The organism is Nonomuraea sp. NPDC049141, assembly GCF_040648415.1.
Taxonomy (GTDB): Bacteria; Actinomycetota; Actinomycetes; order Streptosporangiales; family Streptosporangiaceae; genus Nonomuraea.
The window spans coordinates 172,248-191,597 of record NZ_JBEZDR010000014.1 but is presented as its reverse complement, the minus strand read 5'-3'; the positions used below and the strand labels follow the sequence as shown (position 1 = coordinate 191,597).

Below are 19,350 nucleotides of genomic sequence, written 5' to 3'. Positions count from 1 at the left end.
CAGCGAGCCGGCGAGTCGGCAAGCCGCGGATCACTCCAGGATGGCGCGCAGCCGGTCGACGACCTCGTCCTGCTGGTGGTCGGTGAGGTCGGGGAAGAGCGGCAGAGAGAGCTGCTCGGCGTAATAGGCCTCGGCCTCGGGGCAGATCCCGCGCCGGTAGCCGAGGTCCGCGAAGACCGGATGCCAATAGGCCGGGAGGTAGTTGACCTGCACCCCGATGCCTTCGGCCCGCATGCGGTCGTACACCTCCCGCCGGCGCCCGTCGCGGATCCTGACCGGATAGAGGTGCCAGCTCGGGGTGGTGTAGGGGCGCTGGGCGGGAAGTGTCAGCCCCGTCAGGTCACCGAGCAGCGCGTTGTAGCGGGCGACCAGGTCGGTTCGGCGCGCGCGGAAGTGTTCGAGCCGCCGCAGCTGGCTGATGCCGAGCGCGCAGAGCACGTCGGGCAGCCGGTAGTTGAGGCCGAAGTCGTGGACCTCCTGGTGCCAGCCACCGTGGTCGGGGTCGCGCTGCTCGGCCGGGTCGCGGACCAGGCCGTGGTTGCGGAACCGGGCGGCGCGGGCGTAGCGGTCGCGGTCGCGTACGGCGACGGCGCCGCCCTCGGCGGTGGTCACGGTCTTGGTCGGGAAGAACGAGAACGTGGTGAGGTCGGCCGGCTCCCCGACCGGCCGGTCCTTGTAGAACGAGCCGATGGAGTGGGCGGCGTCGCCGATCAGCAGGGCGCCGGTCCGGTCGGCGATCACGCGCAGCTCGTCGTAGTCGGCGGGATGGCCCGCGTAGTCGACCGCGGTGATCGCCTTGGTGCCGTCGCCCGCCAGCGACTCGACCGACGCGGGATCGAGGTTGCCCGTGTCGGGCTGCACGTCGGCGAAGACCACCCGGGCGCCGCGCATGGCGGCGGTGGCGGCCGTCGCCACGAACGTCAGCGGCGAGGTGATCACCTCGTCCCCCGGCCCGACCCCGGCCGCGACGTACGCGACGTGCAGGGCCGCCGTGCCCGACGTGACCGCCAGGCACGGCACGCCGCCCGTCCAGCGGGCCAGCTCGGCCTCGAACGAGGCGACCGTGGGCCCGGTCGTCAGCCACTCGCCGCGCAGCACCTCGGTCACGGCCTCGACATCGGCGTCGGCGATCGACTGCCGTCCGTAGGGCAGCATCAGAGGCCGACCGCGGCCATGGCGCGCAGGTCGTCGACCGACAGCCAGCGGTCATTGGTGTCGGAGCGGTAGGCGAAGCCCTCCGGCAGCAGCTCGCCGCCCTGCGGGGGCACGTAGCCCCAGGTGGCGATCGTCGGTTGCACGACATAGCGGTCACTCAGCCGCAGTGTCCTGCGGCCGTCGTCGGGGCCGATCATCTCCTCGTGCAGCTTCTCGCCGGGCCGGACGCCGATCTCGTAGACCGGGCACTGCGGTGCCAGCGCCTGGGCCAGGTCGGGCAGGCGCATGCTGGGGATGCGCGGCACGTACAGCTCGCCGCCCTGCATCAGGTCGAAGGAGTCGACCACGAACCGGACGGCCTGGTCGAGCGTGATCCAGAACCGGGTCATCCGCTTGTCGGTGATCGGCACGCTGCCGCCCTCCTCGGCCAGCCGCAGGAAGAACGGCACCACCGAACCCCTGCTGCCCACCACGTTGCCGTAGCGCACCACGGCGAAGCGGGTCACGTGGCTGGCGGCGTAGTGGTTGGCCGAGACGAACAGCTTGTCGGCGACCAGCTTCGTCGCGCCGTACAGGTTGATCGGGCTGGACGCCTTGTCGGTGGAGAGCGCGACGACCTTGCGCACACCGCAGTCGATGGCGGCCTCCACCACGTTCTGGGAGCCGGAGACGTTGGTCACGACGTACTCGAACGGGTTGTACTCGGCCGTGTCGACCTGCTTCAGCGCCGCCGCGTGCACCACGTAGTCGATGCGGTGCATGGCCCTGGTCAGGCGGCCCCTGTCGCGCACGTCGCCGATGAACCAGCGCAGCCGCGGGTCGTCGTCGAACAGGTGACGCGCCTCGTACTGCTTGAGCTCGTCGCGCGAGAAGATCACCAGGCGGCGCACGTCGAGGTGGTCCAGCGCGTGACGGACGAAAGCCTTGCCGAAGGACCCCGTGCCTCCGGTGATCAGAATCGACGATCCACTGAGAATGCTCACGCGGCCCCCCGCCGTAGACATCCGAGCTGCCCGGTAGCATAGCGCGATCGTTAAATCACACACAGTCACATAGGGGAATGGGGCTTCGGTTGAGGATTGTCGGAATCATTCAGGCGCGCATGGGCTCGACCCGCCTGCCGGGCAAGGTCCTGCGCGAGCTCGGCGGCCGCTCCGTGCTGGGCTGGGTGGTCCGTGCGGTACGCGAGGCGGCCGCGATCGACGACCTGGTGGTGGCGACCACCACGGAGGCGGCCGACGACCTGGTGGTGGCGGAGTGCCGCAGGCTCGGCGTGTTCTGGCACCGGGGGCCGGTCGACGACGTGCTCACCCGGTTCACGCAGGTGCTGCGGGGACACCCGGGCGACGCCGTCATGCGGTTCACGGCGGACTGCCCGCTGCTCGATCCGGTGGTGATCCGCGAGGCCGCGCTGGTCTTCCGCGCGGTGCCCGGCCTCGACTATCTGAGCACGAGCCTGGCGCGCACGCTGCCGCGCGGGCTCGACGTGGAGATCGCGGGGCTGGCCGCGCTGAAACGGGCCGATCTGGAGGCCACCGCGCATCACCGTACGCACGTCACGTCCTACATCTACTCGCATCCGGGCGAGTCGCGGCTGCTCGGCCTCGCCTACACGCCGGCGGCGGCCGACCTGCGGGTCACGCTCGACACGGAGGACGACTGGCGGCTCATCTCGCGCGTCGTCGCGGAGCTGGGCGACGGGTGCGTGCCGGTCCGGTCGCTGGTCGGCTGGCTGCGGGACCGGCCCGAGGTGTGCGAGCTCAACGCGCACGTGGCACAGAAGGCGCTGCAGGAGGCGTGACGCACCGGGTGGGGTTCCGTTGCGACGCGGGCGTGGCGAGCGGGGTCGGTCATCTGATGCGCTGCGTGGCGCTGGCCGAGGAGCTGTGCGGGCGGGGGGCCGAGGTGCTGTTCCTGGGGGAGGTGGCGGGGTCCGAGTGGGCGGCGTCGCAGTTGCGGCAGCGCGGGTTCCCGCTCTGCGCCGCGCCTGCCGAGCCGGAGGCGCTGGTCGAGCTGGTGCGGGTGTTCGGGCTGGACGCGGTGGTGCTGGACTCGTACGTGCTGGCCGCCGGTACGGGGGCGGCGCTGCGGGCGGCGGGCACGGCCGTGCTGGCGATCATCGACGGCGACCCGCTGGGCCAGGATGCGGACCTCTACCTCGACCAGAACCTCGGCGCCGAGCTGCGCCCCTTCCAACCGCCCCGAGAGCGCGCGGCCGAGGGCGGTCCCCGGGGCGAAAGGCCCGCCGGGCCCTGGGCCGGGAGGCCCGCCGGGCCCTGGGGCGAAAGGCCCGCTGGGCCCTGGGGCGAGGGGCTCGCCGGTCACCGGGACGAGGGACCAGCCGGTCCTCGGGGCGCGCGGTTGGCTGGGGCGCGTTACGCGTTGCTGCGGGACAGCGTCCTGCTGATGCGAGGGACCGCCCGACGCCGCCCGGCCCGGTCGGAGGGGCCGCTGGTGCTCTGTTTCTTCGGCGGCACCGACAGCGCCGGTGTGGCGCCGGCCTGGGCCGGGGCGCTGTGTGCCACCGGGCTGCCGTTCCGGGCGACCGTGGTCAGCCCGGTGCCGTTCGAGGTGGACGGGCCCGTCACGGTCATCCCGCCGACGGACCGGCTGCCCGGCCTGATGGCCGAGGCCAACCTGGTGGTCACCGCAGCCGGCTCGACCGTCTGGGAGCTGCTCCACCTGGGTGTGCCGACCGCGCTGAGCTGGGTGGCCGACAACCAGCTGATCGGCTACGAGGCGCTGGTCGGCGGCGGCATCGCGGCGGGTCTGGGCCCCGCCCCGGACGCGGTGGCCGTCGGCGTCCTCGCCCGCCTGCTCGCCGACCCCGCGGCCCGCGACACGTACGGCAGGCGCGGCGCCAAGCTGATCGACGGCCGGGGCAGGGAGCGCGTCGCCGACGCGCTCCTCGCCCTCCTGTGAAGCCCTCCTGTGCAGCTCTCCTGTGAAAAGGCCGCCGTCAGACCAGGTCCCAGGTCAGTGGCGTGCCGACCGTGGCGTCTCTGGCGAAGCGGCGGCCCATCACCTGCGCCGCCGCCGCCGGAGGCAGCCCGCCGGCCGGCCGGATGGAGCGGACGTTCTGCTCCGTCACCGGCTCGCCCGCCCGCACATCCCGTACGACATACAGCGACCGCCGGAACCGCAGCCCCTCGCTCTCGGAGGCCCGCGGCCCGATGACCGCGCTGCCCAGCGACTGCCAGGCCCGCTCGCTCTCCACCACGAGCGCCGCGAGCTCGGTGGGCTCCAGCGAGAACGCCGAGTCGACACCCCCGTCGCCCCGGTCCACGGTGACGTGCTTCTCGATCAGGCACGCGCCGAGCGCGACCGCCGCCAGCGCGGCGCCGAGCCCGGGTGTGTGGTCGGAGATGCCGACGACCGCGCCGGTGAGCCCGGCGAGCAGCGGCAGCGAGCGCAGATTGCTCTCGCTGGGCGCGGCGGGGTAGGTCGCGGTGCAGGTCAGCACGGCGAGCTGGGCGCAGCCCGCGTCACGGGCGGCCGCCACGGCGGCGTGAATCTCGCCGATCGACGCCATGCCGGTGGACAGGATCAGTGGCTTCCCCGTGGCGGCGGCGAGCCTGATCAGGGGGAGGTCCACGATCTCCGAGGAGGCGATCTTGTAGGCCGGGGCGTCCAGGCTCTCCAGCAGCTCGACGGCCGTCGGGTCGAAGGGCGAGGAGAACGGGATGAGCCCCCGGCGGCGAGCCTTGGCGAAGATCGGCTCGTGCCACTCCCACGGCGTGTGGGCCCGCTCGTAGAGCTGGTAGAGGCGTTCGCCGCCCCACAGCTCGTGCTCGTCGGCCAGGCGGAAGGCGGGGCCGTCGGCGTCGACGGTGATCGTGTCGGGGCGGTAGGTCTGCAGCTTCAGCGCGTGGGCGCCGCTGTCGGCCACCGCGTCGACGATGGCGAGCGCCTGTTCGAGGCGGCCGTTGTGGTTGCCCGACATCTCGGCGATGACGAAGGGCGGCTGGTCCGCCCCGATCGCGCGCCCGGCGATGGAGATCATGCGCTGTCGTCCTTCCTGGTGAGTTCCACGGTGACCACGTCCCGGCGGACGCCGTCGATGTCGCGCTGGTGGACGGCGACCTCGGCGAAGCCGAAGCGCCGGTGCAGCCCCCTCGCCGCCTCGTTGCCGGCGAGCACCTCGCCGCGCAGCGTGGTCAGCCCCAGCGGGCCGAACGCGTGGTCGATGGCCGACCGCTCCAGCCCGATCCAGGCCGGCAGCAGCGCGCCCGACCGCTCCAGCCCCGCCAGATCGAGGTAGAAACCCCAGTCGCCGCTGCGTGAGACGGGGTCGAGGCCGGAGAACGTCACCACCCCCGCGGCGGTCCCGTCGTGCACGTAGATCAGCACACAGATGGCCGGGTCGTCCTTTACCGAGGCCCACCACCGGGCGTGCTCGTCCTCGGCGATGACGTGGGTGGTGAAGCTGGCCGCCCGCACCTTCGGGTGGTTGCGCCATCGGCGGATGGCGGGCAGCTCATGGTCGTGTACGGCTTTCAGCACGGCGTCTCCCTACTCAGCGCGCTCGACTGACTGCACAACGTAGCGGATCGGTCCGGCAAAGAGCTGATCAGGGGGCGGTAGCGAAGGTCCTGCCGCGGTGATGACCGAGGCATGCTGCCCTCGACCCCAACCCCGACCCAAGGGAGCTTCTTGGTATGACGCCCATGCTCAGCGTCGTCGTCCCGATCTACAACGTGGAGCCCTACCTCGCCGAATGCCTGGAGTCCCTGGCGGCGCAGACGCTGGAGGACATCGAGGTCATCCTGGTCGACGACGGCTCCGAGGACGGAAGCGTGCGGGTGGCGCGGGAGTTCGTGAAGCGCGATCCCCGCTTCGTCCTGTTCGACCAGCCGAACCAGGGCCCGGGTCCGGCGCGCAACGCGGGGATCCGCCGGGCCCGCGGCACCTATCTGGCCTTCGCCGACGGCGACGACGTCGTGCCGCCCACGGCGTACGAGCTGCTGGTCGCGTCGTTGCGGGAAAGCGGCTCGGACTTCGCGTGCGGCGGGGTGCTGCGCATGAAGGAGGGCGGGCTGACCGTGTCGACGCTGCACGAGAAGGTGTTCAGGCGGCACGCGCCGCGCACGCACATCCTGGACCGGCAGGTCCTGATCAGGGACCGCACGGTGTGGAACAAGGTCTACCGGAAGGACTTCTGGCACGAGCACGGGCTGGAGTTCCCGGCGGGGATCTATGAGGACGTGCCGCTCAGCATGCGGGCGCACGTGCTGGCGACCGGCGTCGATGTGCTGACCGACATCGTCTACCACTGGCGTCAGCGCGAGGAGGGGGAGAGCTCCATCACGCAGCGGCGGGCGGAGCTGTCGAACCTGGCCGAACGGCTGGCCGCCATCCGGGCGGTCCGGGCTTTCCTCACGGAGAAGGCGCCCCAGCTCATCGACGCCTTCGACGGCCTGGTGCTGGAGAAGGACCTCCTGTTCCTGTTCCAGGCCTTGGAGTACTGCGAGGACGACGAGATCGGGCCGCTGCTCGAACTCTCGGAGCAGTGGATGGCCGGGATGAGCCCCGTCGCGCTCGGCTCGGTGGCGTCGCTGCGCAGGCTCGAACTCCATCTGCTGAGCCGCGGCCTGGTCAAGGAGCTGCGGGAGGTGCGCGGATTCAGGCGCGACTCGGTCAACGGCACCCCGATCCTGCCGCGCGAGGTCGGCTGGTACGGCGACTACCCCTACTTCCGCGACCGGACCCTCAACATCCCCGACGCGGTCTTCGAGGCGAGCGAGGAGCTCAAGCTGGTGGCCATGGTCGACGCGTGCGACTGGGTGGAGGGCCGGTTCGAGGTGCGCGGCGAGGCTTACATCCACCGGGTGCCGCGGCAGCCGACCCGGGTCGACATGTGGCTGACCGACGGCGAGCGCCGCGTGATGCTGGACGTGGAGCGTACGGGCGAGCGGGGTGTCCAGGTGGCGATCGACCCGGCGCTGCTCGAAAAGGGCGGCCCGAGCTGGCGGCTGCATGCCCGGGTGGAATTGTGCGGCCTGGTGGTGAAGGGGTGCTTCCGCGAAGGGGAGGCGCAGAAGGTCTGGCGGCTGTCGGTGCCAGGATGGTCAAGAACCGGCATGGACATCACCCAGTAGTTCCAGAGAGTAATTGGAACACGACAGCGCGTCGCCATGCTTGGAAGCCATGAGGACCTATTCGCTCGATGACGTCTACTCGACACGCAAGCGGAGAGACTCCTGGTGGACCGTGTACTTCGTGGACCCGGTCGCCTGCCGGGCCGCTCTGCTGGTGGCCAACCGCACGCGGTTGACGCCCAACCAGCTCACGGTCCTGTCGCTGGTCCTCGGCATGGTGTCGGCCACATTTTTCGCGATGGACCGGCTGGCCGCGGGGGCGGCCATGTTCTACCTGAGCTTCATGGTGGACTGCCTGGACGGCAAGATCGCGCGGCTCAAGGGCTCGGGGACGCCCTTCGGTCTGTGGCTCGACTACCTGGGTGACCGGATCAGGGTGGTGTTCTGCGCCGCCGGGCTCGCCTACGGACAGTACGCGATCACCGGCGACGTCGGATACGTCGTCATGGGCGCGGCGGTGGCCGTGGTCGACCTGTTCAGGTACGTCAACGCGCCACAGATGAGGCGGGTCCGCGAGACCGTCCGGGCCGAGGCTGAAGCCGGGGCCGACGCGGAGACAGAGGCGGAGGCGGACGGCGCGGACCGGGCGGAGGACGACGAGGTCGAGGTGCGGATTCCGCGCCAGAGGCCGCCGCTCAGCCGCAGACGTCGTCTCGCCCGGCGGCTCAACAAGGCCATGGCCCGTCGCCGTATCCGTACTCACCTGATCAGCGGCATCGAGTTCCACGCCGCTGTGTTCGTGGTCGCGCCGCTCCTGGGCACCGTGGCGCTGATTCCGATCTCCGCGGTCGCCAGCGTCCTGCTGCTGGCCAACGAGGTCGTCCTCGTCCGCCGGATGTGGCTCTTCACACGCAAGCACCGCGTGCCCTCCAAGGGGAGCCGAGAGCACGTTCTCGTCTAAGTTTTCGGGGGTTTTTCATGTCTGACCGGCCCATCTTCGTTGTCGGGTGTCCGCGCTCCGGCACCACGATGCTGCAGCTCATGCTCCACTCGCACCCGCGGATCGCGGTGGCACCGGAGACCAGGTTCCTGGTGCCGGCCTACCATCGGCGCCGGACGTTCGGCGACCTGCGCGTGGAGGAGCGCCGCCGCGCGCTCGCGCAGTGGATCTCCAGCGACCGCAGCACCAAGTTCCACGAGCTCAAGCTCGCCAAGGACGACTACGTCCGGCAGGTCGTCGAGGGGCCCGGGTCGCTCGGCTCGGTGATCGGCACCACCTTCCGCATGTACGCCGACCGTTTCGACAAGCCCCGCTGGGGGGACAAGCGGCCGAGCTACGTCAAGCAGGTCGACATGCTGCTCAGGCTCTTCCCCGACGCCCAGTTCATCCACCTGATCAGGGACGGCCGCGACTGCGTCTCGTCGCTGAAGGAGATGCCCTGGTACAACCTGGACTCCTTCCACGCGGTCTCCACCTGGGCCGAGGCCATCGACGCGGGCAACAAGCTGAGGCGGACGATGCCCGAGGACTCCTACTACGAGCTGCGGTACGAGGACCTCACCGACGACCCGTCGACCGAGATGAAGAAGCTCTGCCACTTCCTCGACGAGGACTTCGACCCGATGATGGTCTCCCCGCGCGAGGCGGCCCAGGTGGCGGTCCCGCCGCACAAGGTCTGGCACCGCAACACGCACGGCGAGGTCACCCGCAGCAGGGTGGGCAGCTGGACCACCCGCCTGGACGGCTGGGAGATCGCGCTGTGCGAGCAGGTGCTCGGCGCCCGGCTCCAGGCCAACGGATACGAGCTGACCGGCGCGCCGGCGGCGGCCAAGGAGCACGTGCTGACCCTCCAGAAGACGATGCAGAAGCGCCGCGCCAGCCGGATGCGCAAGGCGATGCGCGACCGCATCAACCGGCTGCGCGAGCCGAGCCCGGTCGCCGCGCTGCTCACCTCGAAGCAGCAGGTGCTCGCCGGGGTGCCGCAGCCGCGCAACGAATCGCCCGAGCTGGCCCAGCGCGCGGGATAGACCCTCACCTGGCCAGGTGAGCGAACAGGGATTCCCAGCGGTCCAGGACGTGGTCGAGCCGGAAGGCGCCGGCCCGTGCCCGAGCGGCGGCGCCCAGGCGCCGCCGCTCCCGCACCGAGCCCATCAGCCGGGCCAGCTCCACGGCGAACGCGGCCACGTCCCCGGCCGGGACGAGCACCGGCCCGGCCGATCGCACCCCGCCCGACACGTCGAACGCCACCGCGGGCACCCCGTGCGCCGCCGACTCCAGCAGCACGACGGGCAGCCCCTCGTGCTCGCTGGTCATCCCCACGATCGCCGCCTTCAGGTACTCGCCCGGCATGTCGGCGGCGGGCACCCGGCCTCTGAACACCACCCGGTCCCCGACGCCCTCGCGGACGGCGTGCGCGCGCAGCCGCTCCAGCTCGGCGCCGTCGCCGATCAGGTGCAGCTCCCACGGCGGCTCCGGCGCGGCTCTGGCGAACGCGCTGATGAGCCGGTCGAACCGTTTGATCCCCTCCAGCCGCCCCACTCCCAGCACCCTGGGCGTGTCCAGCTCGGAGACCTCCAGCGGCCAGCGCGCCAGCGGGTTCGGCAGGGTCCAGGTGTTGGGCAGCAGCGCGTCCTCGGAGAAGCGCCAGGCGTCGTCCTCGCTGAGGAAGATCGCCTGGTCGAGCTTGGGGTAGTGCTGTCTGATCGAGCCGAGGTGCCAGCAGCCGCGGGCGTGCTCGTACGAGCCGTGGTACTGCCCGACCGGACGCAGCGAGCGGGGCAGCAGGGACGTCAGCCGGGTCACCACCCCCGGCGAGGTCAGCACCGCGAAACCGGTCCGCATCGGGCCGAGCAGGGCGGCCAGCCGTTCGTCGGCCCGCCGGCGGGCCCGCGGGCTCTGCGGTCCCACGGGCTCGGGGCTGATCACATGGTGCCGGTAGCGCGGCGCCTCGACGTAGCGGAACGGTGCCGCCGCCCGGTGCAGCCCGACCACGTGCACGTCGTAGCCGCGTCCGGCCAGCCCCTGCGCCAGCGTGTGCGTCACCTGCTGGATGCCGCCCAGCGTGTCGGCGTCCATGCACGCGAAGAGCACGGTCATGACGCCTCCCGGCGCTCGAAGAAGGCGTCCACGACGCGCGCGGCGGCGTCCCCCCGCTCGTCGGCGCACCACAACCGGTGGAAGGCCGCGTACCGCTCGGCATAGGCCGCGTGTACGGCCGGCAGCTCCCGCAACGCCGCCACCACCTCCTCGGTCGTCGTGACGCACGGCCCGGGGGCGATGGCGGGCAGGTCGTGGTAGACGCCCCGCTCGGTCAGCCGGTACTCGTCCCAGTCGTCGATCAGGAACACCATGGGCTTGCCGGTCAGCGCGTAGTCGCACATCACCGACGAGTAGTCCGTGAGCAGCGCGTCCGAGGCCAGGATCAGGTCGTTGATCTCCGGGTACGACCCGGCGGGCCGGACGAAGTGCCTGAGGTGCTGCGGGGTGCTGAAACGTTCCACCGGGTGCGTCCGCAGGATCAGCACCCACTCGCCGGACAGCTCCTCGGCCATCAGCTCCAGGTCCGCCCGCACCGACTGGCCGCTGTTCTTGGCCCGGTCGCGATAGGTGGGCGCGTACAGCAGGATCTTCGTGCCGGGCGGTATCTCCAGTCGCTCCATGACGTCGTGCCGGGTCTCCCGGCGCACCAGCGCGTCGCAGCGCGGCGTGCCGTACCTGAGGACCCAGCCCTGGTAGCCGTTGGACGGCAGGAAGATCCGCGAGAACTCGGCGCTCGGCGAGATGAGCGCGTCCCAGCGCGCGACGGCGGCGCGCCACTCGTCGCGTGGCCGGTCGAAGTCGGCCCGCAGGTCGGGCGCGTCGAAGCCGACCGACTTGATGCCCTGGCCATGCCAGGTCTGGAGATAGCGGGTTCCGGGTGGTTTCGGGTAGTTGAGCGGGAAGCCGTGGCTGTCGACCCAGATGCCCGCGCGGGCCAGCAGCCACACGTAGTGCCAGCCGCCGCGGCGGACGAGGCGGGCGTCGCCGGGGAAGTTCGCCCGGTCCCTGGCCACGGACCAGACGACGTCGATCGGCAGGTTGCGCCGCCGCAACTCCTCGTAGATGGCGCGCGGGCTGCCGGTGTAGCCCTTGCCCACGTCGGCCTCGAACAGGGCAAGATTGCGGCGCGGTGGGAGCAGGCGGATCACCGCCTTGTAGAAGCGCAGTTTCATCGCCGGCGTGCTGAGCCGCCTCATCAACCGGCGCTTGATCCGCTGGAGCGGCGAGGTGACCGATGGCGCGCGCACGCGCAGGTACGCGGCGTTGCCCTCGGCCGTGACCGTGCGCCCCCGCAGCGCGATCGGCTCCATGGTGGGCGGGGCCATCAGCCGGTCGGTCGTGGTGCGGCCGTCGGAGAGCCTGGTGAAGCCGATGCGTGGATCGCACGAGTCCGCGGGCGTGAAGGTGATCTTACTTACGTACCCGCCGTCACCGGACGGGACCGGCTTGATGGGGACGCGTTCGCCGCCGAGCTGGAGGAAGGCTGTCCATTCGCTGGGCAGCATCCCAAAAGGGTCGTAGGTATGCACGACCATCCGGATCCGCTCTCCGTCGGCGGCGATCTCGGTCACCTCGTGCCGCAGCCGGGCCGCGGTGTAGGGCAGCTCGGCCATCCGCAGCCTGGTGATGTCCATGCCGGGCGTGACCGTCGTGCCCCAGTACGTACGGCCCGCATGCCGTACCGCGACCCGCGGGGCGGCGCACGGGTACGACAGCGAACGGGCGGCCACCATCAGGTCGTCGACCCGGTCGTCGAGGATGAGCCGGCAGCAGACCCGGGCCATCGGCTCGATCCGCTCGAACGCCTCGGACGGCACCTCCTCCAGATACGGCCGGACGATCGAGGCGAACTCCTCGACCCACACCCGATCGCGCCTGGGCAGCGGGTTGAGGTACACCCGCAGGTCCTGCCTGAGGAAGCGGTCCTGCCGGGCGGGCACCAGGTCCCCGGCGTCGTGGGCCCGCAGCACGTCGTCGCTCAGCCGGGCCGCCGCCACGCGGTGCCGTACGTTGTCCAGCTCCTTGATGTTGAGCGAGATGGAGCTGTCGTCGGGCGCGCGGTGCCAGTGGTAGACCACCCAGGGCACGATCGCGAACCGGCGCGACACGGCGTACAGCCCGGCGGCGAAGACGTGGTCCTCGTAGTGGATGTCCTCCGGGAAGCGCAGCCCGTTCTCGCGCAGGAACCGCACGTTGTAGAGCTTGTTGGTGCTGAAGGAGTCGAGGAACAGCTCGGGCTCCTCGCGGATGCCCGCCACGACCCGCCGCTTGGCGAACAGCGACGGGTAGTAGGGCGCCAGCCGCCCGCTCCGCTCGTGCAGCCGCGAGATCTGCCCGGCCACGAAGTCGGCGCCGGTCCGCTCGATCTCGCCGAGCAGGCTCTTGCAGGCGTGCCTGGGCAGCTCGTCGTCGCTGTCGAGGAACATCACGTACGGCGCCGCCGCCGCGTCGAGGCCGTCGTTGCGCGGCGCGCCGCAGCCGCCGCTGTTGGTCTGCCTGCGCAGGTAGTGGACGCGTGGATCGGTCCGTGCGAGCTCGCCCGCAACCCGGGCCGTGTCGTCGTTGCTCGCGTCGTCGGCGATGATCACTTCGAGATCGCGCAACGACTGGCCGAGTACGGAGCGCACGGCCCTGGGAAGGCGGGCCGCGTCGTTGTAGGTGATGACGACAACGGTGCAGTCCGGCATGTCATCTCCCCCGAAATGAGACATCTGGGGAGCATCTTCCCTGGCTCTGAGTGAAGTGTCCGGACTTGATGGTGTTTTTGCTGAATCAGCGCATGAGGCGTCTGATCAACCAGCCGATGAGCAGCAGCGCCGCGAGCGCCCCGACGACGGGCGCGACCCGCTTCAGCAGCGGCGTCCCGGCGATCTCCAGCAGGTCGAGCGCCTCCTCGTCCGGCGTGAGCGACGTACGCAGCGTCCCGGCGGGCCGGACGTCCTCTTCAGGGCTCGGCACCGCGCTCAGCCGCGGCCCGTCCTCCTGGGGCTCCTCGGGTACGGCGGCCGCCTCGTGGGCGGGCTCGGCCAGCAGTTGCGCGAGGTTGGCCGCGAACCTGTCGATGAGCTTCGCGCCCACCTCGGCCATGACCCCGCGCCCGAACTGGGCGGGCCGGCCGGTCACGTTGAACGACGTCTCGACGGAGACCGTGGTGGACCCGTCGCCGGGCGTCAGCGTGGCCTTGACGGTCGCCGAGGCCGTGCCGGAGCCGCGGGCCTCCTTGCCCGACGCCTGGAGGGTAAGCGTGTGAGCGTCCTTGTCCACGTTCTCGAACCTGGCCGAGCCGCGGTAGGTCACGGTGATCGGACCGACCTTGACCTTCATCCGGCCGGTGAACTCGTCGCCCTCGAAGATGTCGAGCGAGGCACCCGGCAGGCAGGGGGCGACCCGTTCGACATCGAGCAGCACGGCCCACGCCTGCTCGACCGGCACCGGAACGCTGAACTCGTGCTCGAACCGCATCGCCATCGATCCGCTCCTCTCGTGTCGTTGCGCCCCGTCTGATTGCGACATTACGTCTGAGAGGGGGCACCCCGGAAGAGGTGCCCCCTCGAACCGGTCAGGGGGATCCGGCGGCGTTCAGAATCGCGCGATGGGTCAGCACCTTGGCCAGATGCCGCCGATAGTCGGGCTGGGCGTGCAGGTCGGAGGGCGGCGAGGTGCCGGCCGCAGCCTCCTCGCACGCCTGCCGTACCTGATCGCCCAGCGGCATCCCCCGCAGGGCGGTCTCGACCGCGTGGGCCCGCACGGGCGTCGGGCCCATGTTGGTCAGGCCGATCCTCGCCTCCTCGATCACTCCGTTGGAACGCTTGACCGCCGCGGCCACCCCGACGATGGCCCACGACTGCGCGGTCCGGTGGAACTTCTCGTAGTGATAGCCCCAGCCCGCGCCGAGCTTCGGGATCCGCACCCCGACCAGGATCTCTCCCGGCCGCAGCGCCGACTCCAGGTAGTCGACGAAGAACTCGGCGGCGGGTATCTCCCGCTCGCCCTCGGGCGAGCTGGTCACGAAGACGCCCTCCAGCGCCAGGACCACCGCGGGCAGGTCGCCCGCCGGGTCGCAGTGCGCCAGCGAGCCGCCGAACGTGCCGCGATGCCGCACCGCAGGATCGGCGACCTTCGTGGTGGCCAGCGCCACGAGCGGGCAGTCGGCGTTGACCACGCCGGAGCGCATCACCTCGTCGTGCGTGGCCATCGCGCCGATGAAGACGTGGTCGCCACGGTCGTGCACGCCCGTCAGCTCGGGCAGGCGGCCCACGTCGACCAGCTTCGACGGGTAGGCCAGCCGGAGCCGGAGCAGCGGGAGGAGCGACTGCCCACCGGCGAGGACCTTGGCGTCCTCGTCGGCGGCGAGCTCCTGGACGGCCTCGCCGAGCGAGCCGGCGCGGACGTAGTCGAACTGGGCCGGGATCATCGCAGCGCCCTCCAGATCCGCTCGGGTGTACATGGCATCTGGATGTCGTGCACGCCGCGCGGGCGCAGCGCGTCGACGATGGCGTTGACGACGGCCGGGGTCGAGGCGATCGTGCCCGCCTCGCCGACGCCCTTGGCGCCCAGCGGATTGCTGGTGGCCGGGGTCTCGGTCCTGTCGGTGACGAAGTCCGGCAGGTCCATCGCCGTCGGCAGCAGATAGTCGGCCATCGTGGTGGTGAGCAGGTTGCCCTCCGCGTCGTAGACGGCCTCCTCGTACAGCGCCTGCGCGATGCCCTGCGCGATGCCGCCGTGGATCTGGCCCTCGACGATCAGCGGGTTGACCACCTTGCCCACGTCGTCGACCGCCACGTACGAGCGGATCTTCGCCATGCCGGTCTCGGTGTCCACCTCCACCGCGCACAGGTGGGTGCCGTGCGGGAAGGAGTAGTTCTCCGGGTCGAAGGTGGCGTCGGAGTCGAGCCGCGCCTCGACGCCCTCGGGCAGGTCGTGCGCGGTGAACGCGGCGTAGGCCAGCTCCTGGATGGTCTTCTGGGAGTCGGTGCCCTTCACCTTGAACACGCCCTCGGCGAACTCCAGGTCCTCGGGCGAGCATTCGAGCATGTGCGAGGCGAGCTTCCTGGCCTTGTCCCTGACCTTGTCGCACGCCTTGAGCACGGCGATGCCGCCGACGGTCAGCGAACGCGAGCCGTAGGTGTCCATGCCCTTGTGCGAGATCGCCGTGTCGCCGTGAAGCACCGTGATGTCCTCGAACGGCACGCCGAGCGCGTCGGAGGTGATCTGGCTCCACGCCGTCACGTGTCCCTGGCCGTGCGGGGAACTGCCGGTGATGACCTCGACCTTGCCGGTCGGCAGCATGCGCACCGAGCCGTGCTCCCAGCCGCCCGCGCCGTAGTTGGCCGCGCCGAGCATCCTGGACGGGGCCAGCCCGCACATCTCGGTGAACGTGCTGACACCGATCCCGAGCTGGACCGGGTCGCCCCGGTCACGCCGGTCGGCCTGTTCGGCGCGCAGCTTGTCGTAGCCGAACAGCGCCATCGCCTTGTCCGTCGCCGCCTCGTAGTTGCCCGAGTCGTAGGTCAGCCCGGAGATGGTGGTGAACGGGAACTCCTCGTGCTTGATCCAGTTGCGCCGCCGCACCTCCAGCGGGTCCAGGCGCAGCTCGGCGGCCAGCTCGTCCATCATCCGCTCGATGCCGTACGTCGCCTCGGGGCGGCCCGCGCCGCGGTAGGCGTCGGTCGGCATCTTCGTGGTGAAGACACCCGTGCAGCCGAACTCGTAGGCGTCCATCTTGTAGATGGCGTTGAACATCGACGCGCCGAGCAGCGGCACGCCGGGCGTGACCAGCATCAGGTAGGCGCCCATGTCGGCCAGCAGCTCCACCTGGAGCCCGCGGATCCGCCCGTCGGCCTCGGCCGCCAGCCTGAGGTGCTGGATCTGGTCGCGGCCGTGGTGCACGGTCAGGTTGCCCTCGGAGCGGGACTCCGTCCACTTGACCGGCTTGCCCAGCCGCTTGGTGAGCAGCAGGCACAGCACCTCTTCGGCGGTGACCTGCAGCTTGGAGCCGAACCCGCCGCCGACGTCGGGCGCGATCACCCGGATCTTGTGCTCGGGGATGCCGGTCACCACGGCGAGCATGACGCGCAGGACGTGCGGGATCTGCGTGGCCGACCAGAGCGTGAAGGAGTCGCCGTCGGTGGTCGCGAGCACCGCCCGCGGCTCCATCGCGCTCGGGATCAACCGCTGCTGGATGTAGGTCCGGTCGATGACCACCGGCGCGTCCCTGAAGGCCGCCTCGACGTCACCCGAGGTGATCTTCACGGTGAACGCCTGGTTTCCCGCCTCGTGCACCTTGGGGCTGTCCGGGGCGAGCGCCTCGTTCATGTCGAGTACGGCCGGCAGCGGCTCGTAGTCGACCTCGATCGCCTCCAGCGCGTCCGCGGCCAGGTAGCGGTCGGTGGCGACCACGCAGGCGACGGCCTCGCCCACGTAACGCACCTCCGACACGGCCATCGGCGGGTGATCGGGGATCACGATGTCCTCGCTCACCGGCCAGGCGCACGGCAGACTGCCCTGTTCGGCGGCGAAGTCCTGGCCACTGAACGCCGCCACGACACCCGGCAGGTCGCGCGCCGCCGAGACGTCGACGCCGATGATCCGCGCGTGCGCCATCGGGCTGCGCAGGAACGTGACGTACAGCATCCCCGGCTGCCGCAGGTTGTCGGTCCACTGGGTGCGCCCGGTCAGGAGCCGCGCGTCCTCCTTGCGCTTCCTCGCCTTGCCGACCTCGGTCATGGCGTCTTCACCGCCTGGCCCATCTCCTGCGCGCCCCGCCGCACCGCGCGGACGATGTTGCAGTAGCCGGTGCACCGGCAGAGGTTGCCTTCCAGGCCCTCTCTGATGGCGTCCTCCGACGGGTCCGGATTCTCCCTGAGCAGGTCGATCGCGGCCATGACCATGCCGGGTGTGCAGTAGCCGCACTGCAGGGCGTGTTCCTCGTGGAAGGCCTGCTGCATCGGGTGCATCGACCCGTTGGCGCCCAGGCCCTCGATGGTGACGATGTCGCAGTCGTCAGCCTGTACGGCGAGCACCGAGCAGCTCTTGACGCTCTTGCCGTCGAGCATCACGGTGCAGGCGCCGCAGTTGCTGGTGTCGCACCCGATCGGGGTGCCGGTCTTGCCCAGGCGTTCTCGTAGCAGATGGACGAGAAGGAGCCGCGGCTCGACTTCCTCCTCGTACTTGACTCCGTCGACAGTGACGGCGATCCGAGGCATACGTCCTCCCTGAGGCGCGCGGGAAACGCGGACACAGCCCAACGTACGCTCGTGTTTTTCCCGGTCAAGGGTTACTTGCCGCGGATCACCCGCGCGATGACCGCCACGAGCCCCGCGAAGCCCAGTCCCACGATCACGAGAGACACCAGGACCAGGGGATCCGTGATCGCCCGGGTCAGGAGCAGGATGCCGAGCACCACGAAGAGCGTGCCGCTCAGCAGCGCCATCCAGTCGGTCCTGTGCACCCTGCGCGGCTTGTCGACCTCACGCTGCACGCCGCACCTCCATGTCGCCGATGCCGCCCCTCAGGTTCAGCACGATGGTCGAGACGGCGCCCTTCGGGCGCGTGTCGGGCTCCAGCACCTTGTCGAACTTGACGTCGACGCCGCCTCTGAGCGACTGGTCCACCTTGATGTCGCCGACCTTGTTGGTGGCGTGCACCTCGACCCTGGCGGTCGGCGGCACGATCACCGTCAGCTCGCCGATCGAGACCTTGGCGTTGAACGTCAGGCTGGTGCCCGGAGTGAGCTTGAGCTCAGACAGATCGAGCCGGCCGTCCCCGACACCCACGTCGTAGACCTTGCTCGCCTCCGCCACGGTGGTCGGCCGCCAGACGAAGTCGCCGACGTTCCGCGGCAGGTCTCCGACCATCAGGCCGAGGCCGATCAGCAGCGCGACCATGGTGCCGATCGCGACCAGGCCGGCGCCGCGGCCCCACCAGGCCGCGATGAGCAGCCCGGCGCCGATGGTGACGAGTACGGCGCCGCCGACCAGGGTGGGACTGACCCCCGCGGCGGACCTGGTTTGGACCGCCACGACGATCCCTCCAATGATGATGGCCAGCAACATGGTGATGGCGCCGATGAACGATCTGGGCCGCTTCTGGCGGGGCGGGGGCGGGGGCGCCAGCCGGCCGTACAGGGCGGGGTCGTACGGTGAGTAGCCGCCGGACCGCCTGCGCGGGTCGAGCGGCTGGTAGGGGCCCCTCGGCGCGAACGGCTCGCCGTAGGTGACGGCGGTCCTCGGGTCGGTACGGTAACGCGGCGCGGCGGGCGGCGTCGTCTCGCCGACGGACGTCTGGAACGACGCCCTGGACGGCTCGTGAGGCGCCTCCTGGGACGGCTCGTGACGGCGCACCTCGGACGGCTCCTGACGCGCCTGCTGAGAAGGTTCCCGAGACGGCTCCTGGTGCGGCTTCTCATACGGCTCAGCCCGGGCGGCGGCCGGCTCGTCGAGCGGTGCTTCGGCGGCGACGGGGTTGACGCGCGTCGGGGCGGTCGGTGGCACGGGGGCGGTCGGCGGCTCGGGGGCGGGGGGCGGCACGGTCTCCGTCACCGGCTCGCGTGCGTACGAGGCCGCCGGGCGGGGCCGGGGATAGCCCGCTGGGGGAGCGGTGGGGCTCGGGATGGGCGAGTGGGAGAAGTCGTACAGGAACGGGTCGGGCTCGCCCTGCGGGGGGCGGTGGTTGAGCCGCTCGGGCATCGACCGGACCAGGCCGAGCAGGTCCACGCCGCTGGTGTGCGCCGCGAGCAGCCCGATGGCCAGCATCATGCCGACCACCAGCGTGCCGGTGCCGAGCCAGACCGACGCCAGGTTGATGCCGAGCCCGGCCGCGAGCACCGCCGCGAGCAGCGCCATCACGGTGTCGGCGGCGAAGTCGCGCCGGGTCCACTGCTCGATGTAACCGGGCCGCCCGTTCGGCTCCTTCATCAGCAGGAACGCCGCGATGTACAGGAACAGCCCCACCCCGGAGCCGAACAGCAGCACCGCGAACCCCGCGCGGAACACCACCGGGTCGATCCCGGTGTGCCGACCGAGCCCGGCGCAGACTCCCATGAGGAAGCGCCCCTCGCTGCTGCGTCGCAGCGCGCTGGGCGGAGCGGCCGGTCTCTTCGGCGGTGCTTCTGTCATG

Annotated in this window: 17 protein-coding genes; 5 read left to right on the top strand and 12 right to left on the bottom strand. The window is 71.0% G+C overall.

Annotated elements, in window-relative coordinates; all coding sequences use genetic code 11:
• Positions 1-30: 30 nt before the first annotated feature.
• Both AB0B91_RS37695 and pseB read right to left on the bottom strand, forming a co-directional pair.
• Positions 31-1,155, bottom strand: coding sequence for an aminotransferase class I/II-fold pyridoxal phosphate-dependent enzyme (locus AB0B91_RS37695; protein ID WP_358330285.1), 1,125 nt, complete (start codon positions 1,153-1,155; stop codon positions 31-33).
• Positions 1,155-2,138 carry a UDP-N-acetylglucosamine 4,6-dehydratase (inverting) gene (pseB, locus tag AB0B91_RS37690; RefSeq protein WP_358330282.1) on the bottom strand — a complete coding sequence of 328 codons (984 nt, stop codon included), beginning with the start codon at positions 2,136-2,138 and terminating at the stop codon, positions 1,155-1,157. The genes AB0B91_RS37695 and pseB overlap by 1 nt, the downstream gene beginning before the upstream one ends.
• Positions 2,139-2,227: 89 nt before the next feature.
• On the opposite strand from pseB, the gene AB0B91_RS37685 reads away from it, so the two are divergent.
• The gene (locus tag AB0B91_RS37685) at positions 2,228-2,956 is read left to right on the top strand and encodes a glycosyltransferase family protein (RefSeq protein WP_358330279.1); all 729 of its coding nucleotides are present in this window, start codon (positions 2,228-2,230) and stop codon (positions 2,954-2,956) included.
• Entirely contained in the window at positions 2,953-4,077 is a 1,125-nt protein-coding gene (locus AB0B91_RS37680; protein WP_358330276.1) for a hypothetical protein, read from the top strand. The genes AB0B91_RS37685 and AB0B91_RS37680 overlap by 4 nt, the downstream gene beginning before the upstream one ends.
• 37 nt (positions 4,078-4,114) lie before the next feature.
• On the opposite strand, the gene pseI is transcribed toward AB0B91_RS37680, so the two are convergent.
• A complete protein-coding gene (gene pseI, locus AB0B91_RS37675; RefSeq protein WP_358330273.1) occupies positions 4,115-5,158 on the bottom strand; it encodes a pseudaminic acid synthase in 1,044 nt (347 codons plus the stop codon).
• A complete protein-coding gene (locus AB0B91_RS37670) occupies positions 5,155-5,658 on the bottom strand; it encodes a GNAT family N-acetyltransferase (RefSeq protein ID WP_358330270.1) in 504 nt (167 codons plus the stop codon). The genes pseI and AB0B91_RS37670 overlap by 4 nt, the downstream gene beginning before the upstream one ends.
• A gap of 155 nt (positions 5,659-5,813) precedes the next feature.
• On the opposite strand from AB0B91_RS37670, the gene AB0B91_RS37665 reads away from it, so the two are divergent.
• Genes AB0B91_RS37665 through AB0B91_RS37655 form a run of 3 tightly spaced genes read left to right on the top strand, consistent with a single transcriptional unit; the run spans position 5,814 to position 9,221 of the window.
• The gene (locus tag AB0B91_RS37665; protein WP_358330267.1) at positions 5,814-7,253 is read left to right on the top strand and encodes a glycosyltransferase; all 1,440 of its coding nucleotides are present in this window, start codon (positions 5,814-5,816) and stop codon (positions 7,251-7,253) included.
• A 49-nt stretch (positions 7,254-7,302) separates the two neighbouring features.
• Entirely contained in the window at positions 7,303-8,154 is an 852-nt protein-coding gene (locus AB0B91_RS37660; protein WP_358330264.1) for a CDP-alcohol phosphatidyltransferase family protein, read from the top strand.
• A gap of 17 nt (positions 8,155-8,171) precedes the next feature.
• Complete coding sequence (locus AB0B91_RS37655) at positions 8,172-9,221, top strand: sulfotransferase (protein WP_358330262.1); 1,050 nt, start codon at positions 8,172-8,174, stop codon at positions 9,219-9,221.
• A gap of 4 nt (positions 9,222-9,225) precedes the next feature.
• On the opposite strand, the gene AB0B91_RS37650 is transcribed toward AB0B91_RS37655, so the two are convergent.
• The 8 genes from AB0B91_RS37650 to AB0B91_RS37615 form a co-directional block, all read right to left on the bottom strand.
• A complete protein-coding gene (locus AB0B91_RS37650) occupies positions 9,226-10,290 on the bottom strand; it encodes a glycosyltransferase (RefSeq protein ID WP_358330260.1) in 1,065 nt (354 codons plus the stop codon).
• The gene (locus tag AB0B91_RS37645) at positions 10,287-12,920 is read right to left on the bottom strand and encodes a CDP-glycerol glycerophosphotransferase family protein (RefSeq protein WP_358330258.1); all 2,634 of its coding nucleotides are present in this window, start codon (positions 12,918-12,920) and stop codon (positions 10,287-10,289) included. Before AB0B91_RS37645 ends, AB0B91_RS37650 begins: the two co-directional genes overlap by 4 nt.
• Positions 12,921-13,005: 85 nt before the next feature.
• Complete coding sequence (locus AB0B91_RS37640) at positions 13,006-13,701, bottom strand: SRPBCC family protein (RefSeq protein ID WP_358330255.1); 696 nt, start codon at positions 13,699-13,701, stop codon at positions 13,006-13,008.
• 91 nt (positions 13,702-13,792) lie between these two features.
• Positions 13,793-14,647, bottom strand: a complete 855-nt coding sequence (locus AB0B91_RS37635) for a xanthine dehydrogenase family protein subunit M (protein WP_358330653.1) — start codon at positions 14,645-14,647, stop codon at positions 13,793-13,795.
• Positions 14,644-16,959, bottom strand: a complete 2,316-nt coding sequence (locus tag AB0B91_RS37630) for a xanthine dehydrogenase family protein molybdopterin-binding subunit (RefSeq protein WP_358330252.1) — start codon at positions 16,957-16,959, stop codon at positions 14,644-14,646. The genes AB0B91_RS37635 and AB0B91_RS37630 overlap by 4 nt, the downstream gene beginning before the upstream one ends.
• Positions 16,956-17,438 (bottom strand): (2Fe-2S)-binding protein, encoded by a 483-nt coding sequence (locus tag AB0B91_RS37625; protein WP_358330250.1) that lies wholly within the window; start codon positions 17,436-17,438, stop codon positions 16,956-16,958. The genes AB0B91_RS37630 and AB0B91_RS37625 overlap by 4 nt, the downstream gene beginning before the upstream one ends.
• Before the next feature lie 71 nt (positions 17,439-17,509).
• A complete protein-coding gene (locus tag AB0B91_RS37620; protein WP_358330247.1) occupies positions 17,510-17,713 on the bottom strand; it encodes a hypothetical protein in 204 nt (67 codons plus the stop codon).
• Positions 17,703-19,349 (bottom strand): PspC domain-containing protein, encoded by a 1,647-nt coding sequence (locus tag AB0B91_RS37615; RefSeq protein ID WP_358330244.1) that lies wholly within the window; start codon positions 19,347-19,349, stop codon positions 17,703-17,705. Before AB0B91_RS37615 ends, AB0B91_RS37620 begins: the two co-directional genes overlap by 11 nt.
• Position 19,350 lies beyond the last annotated feature (1 nt).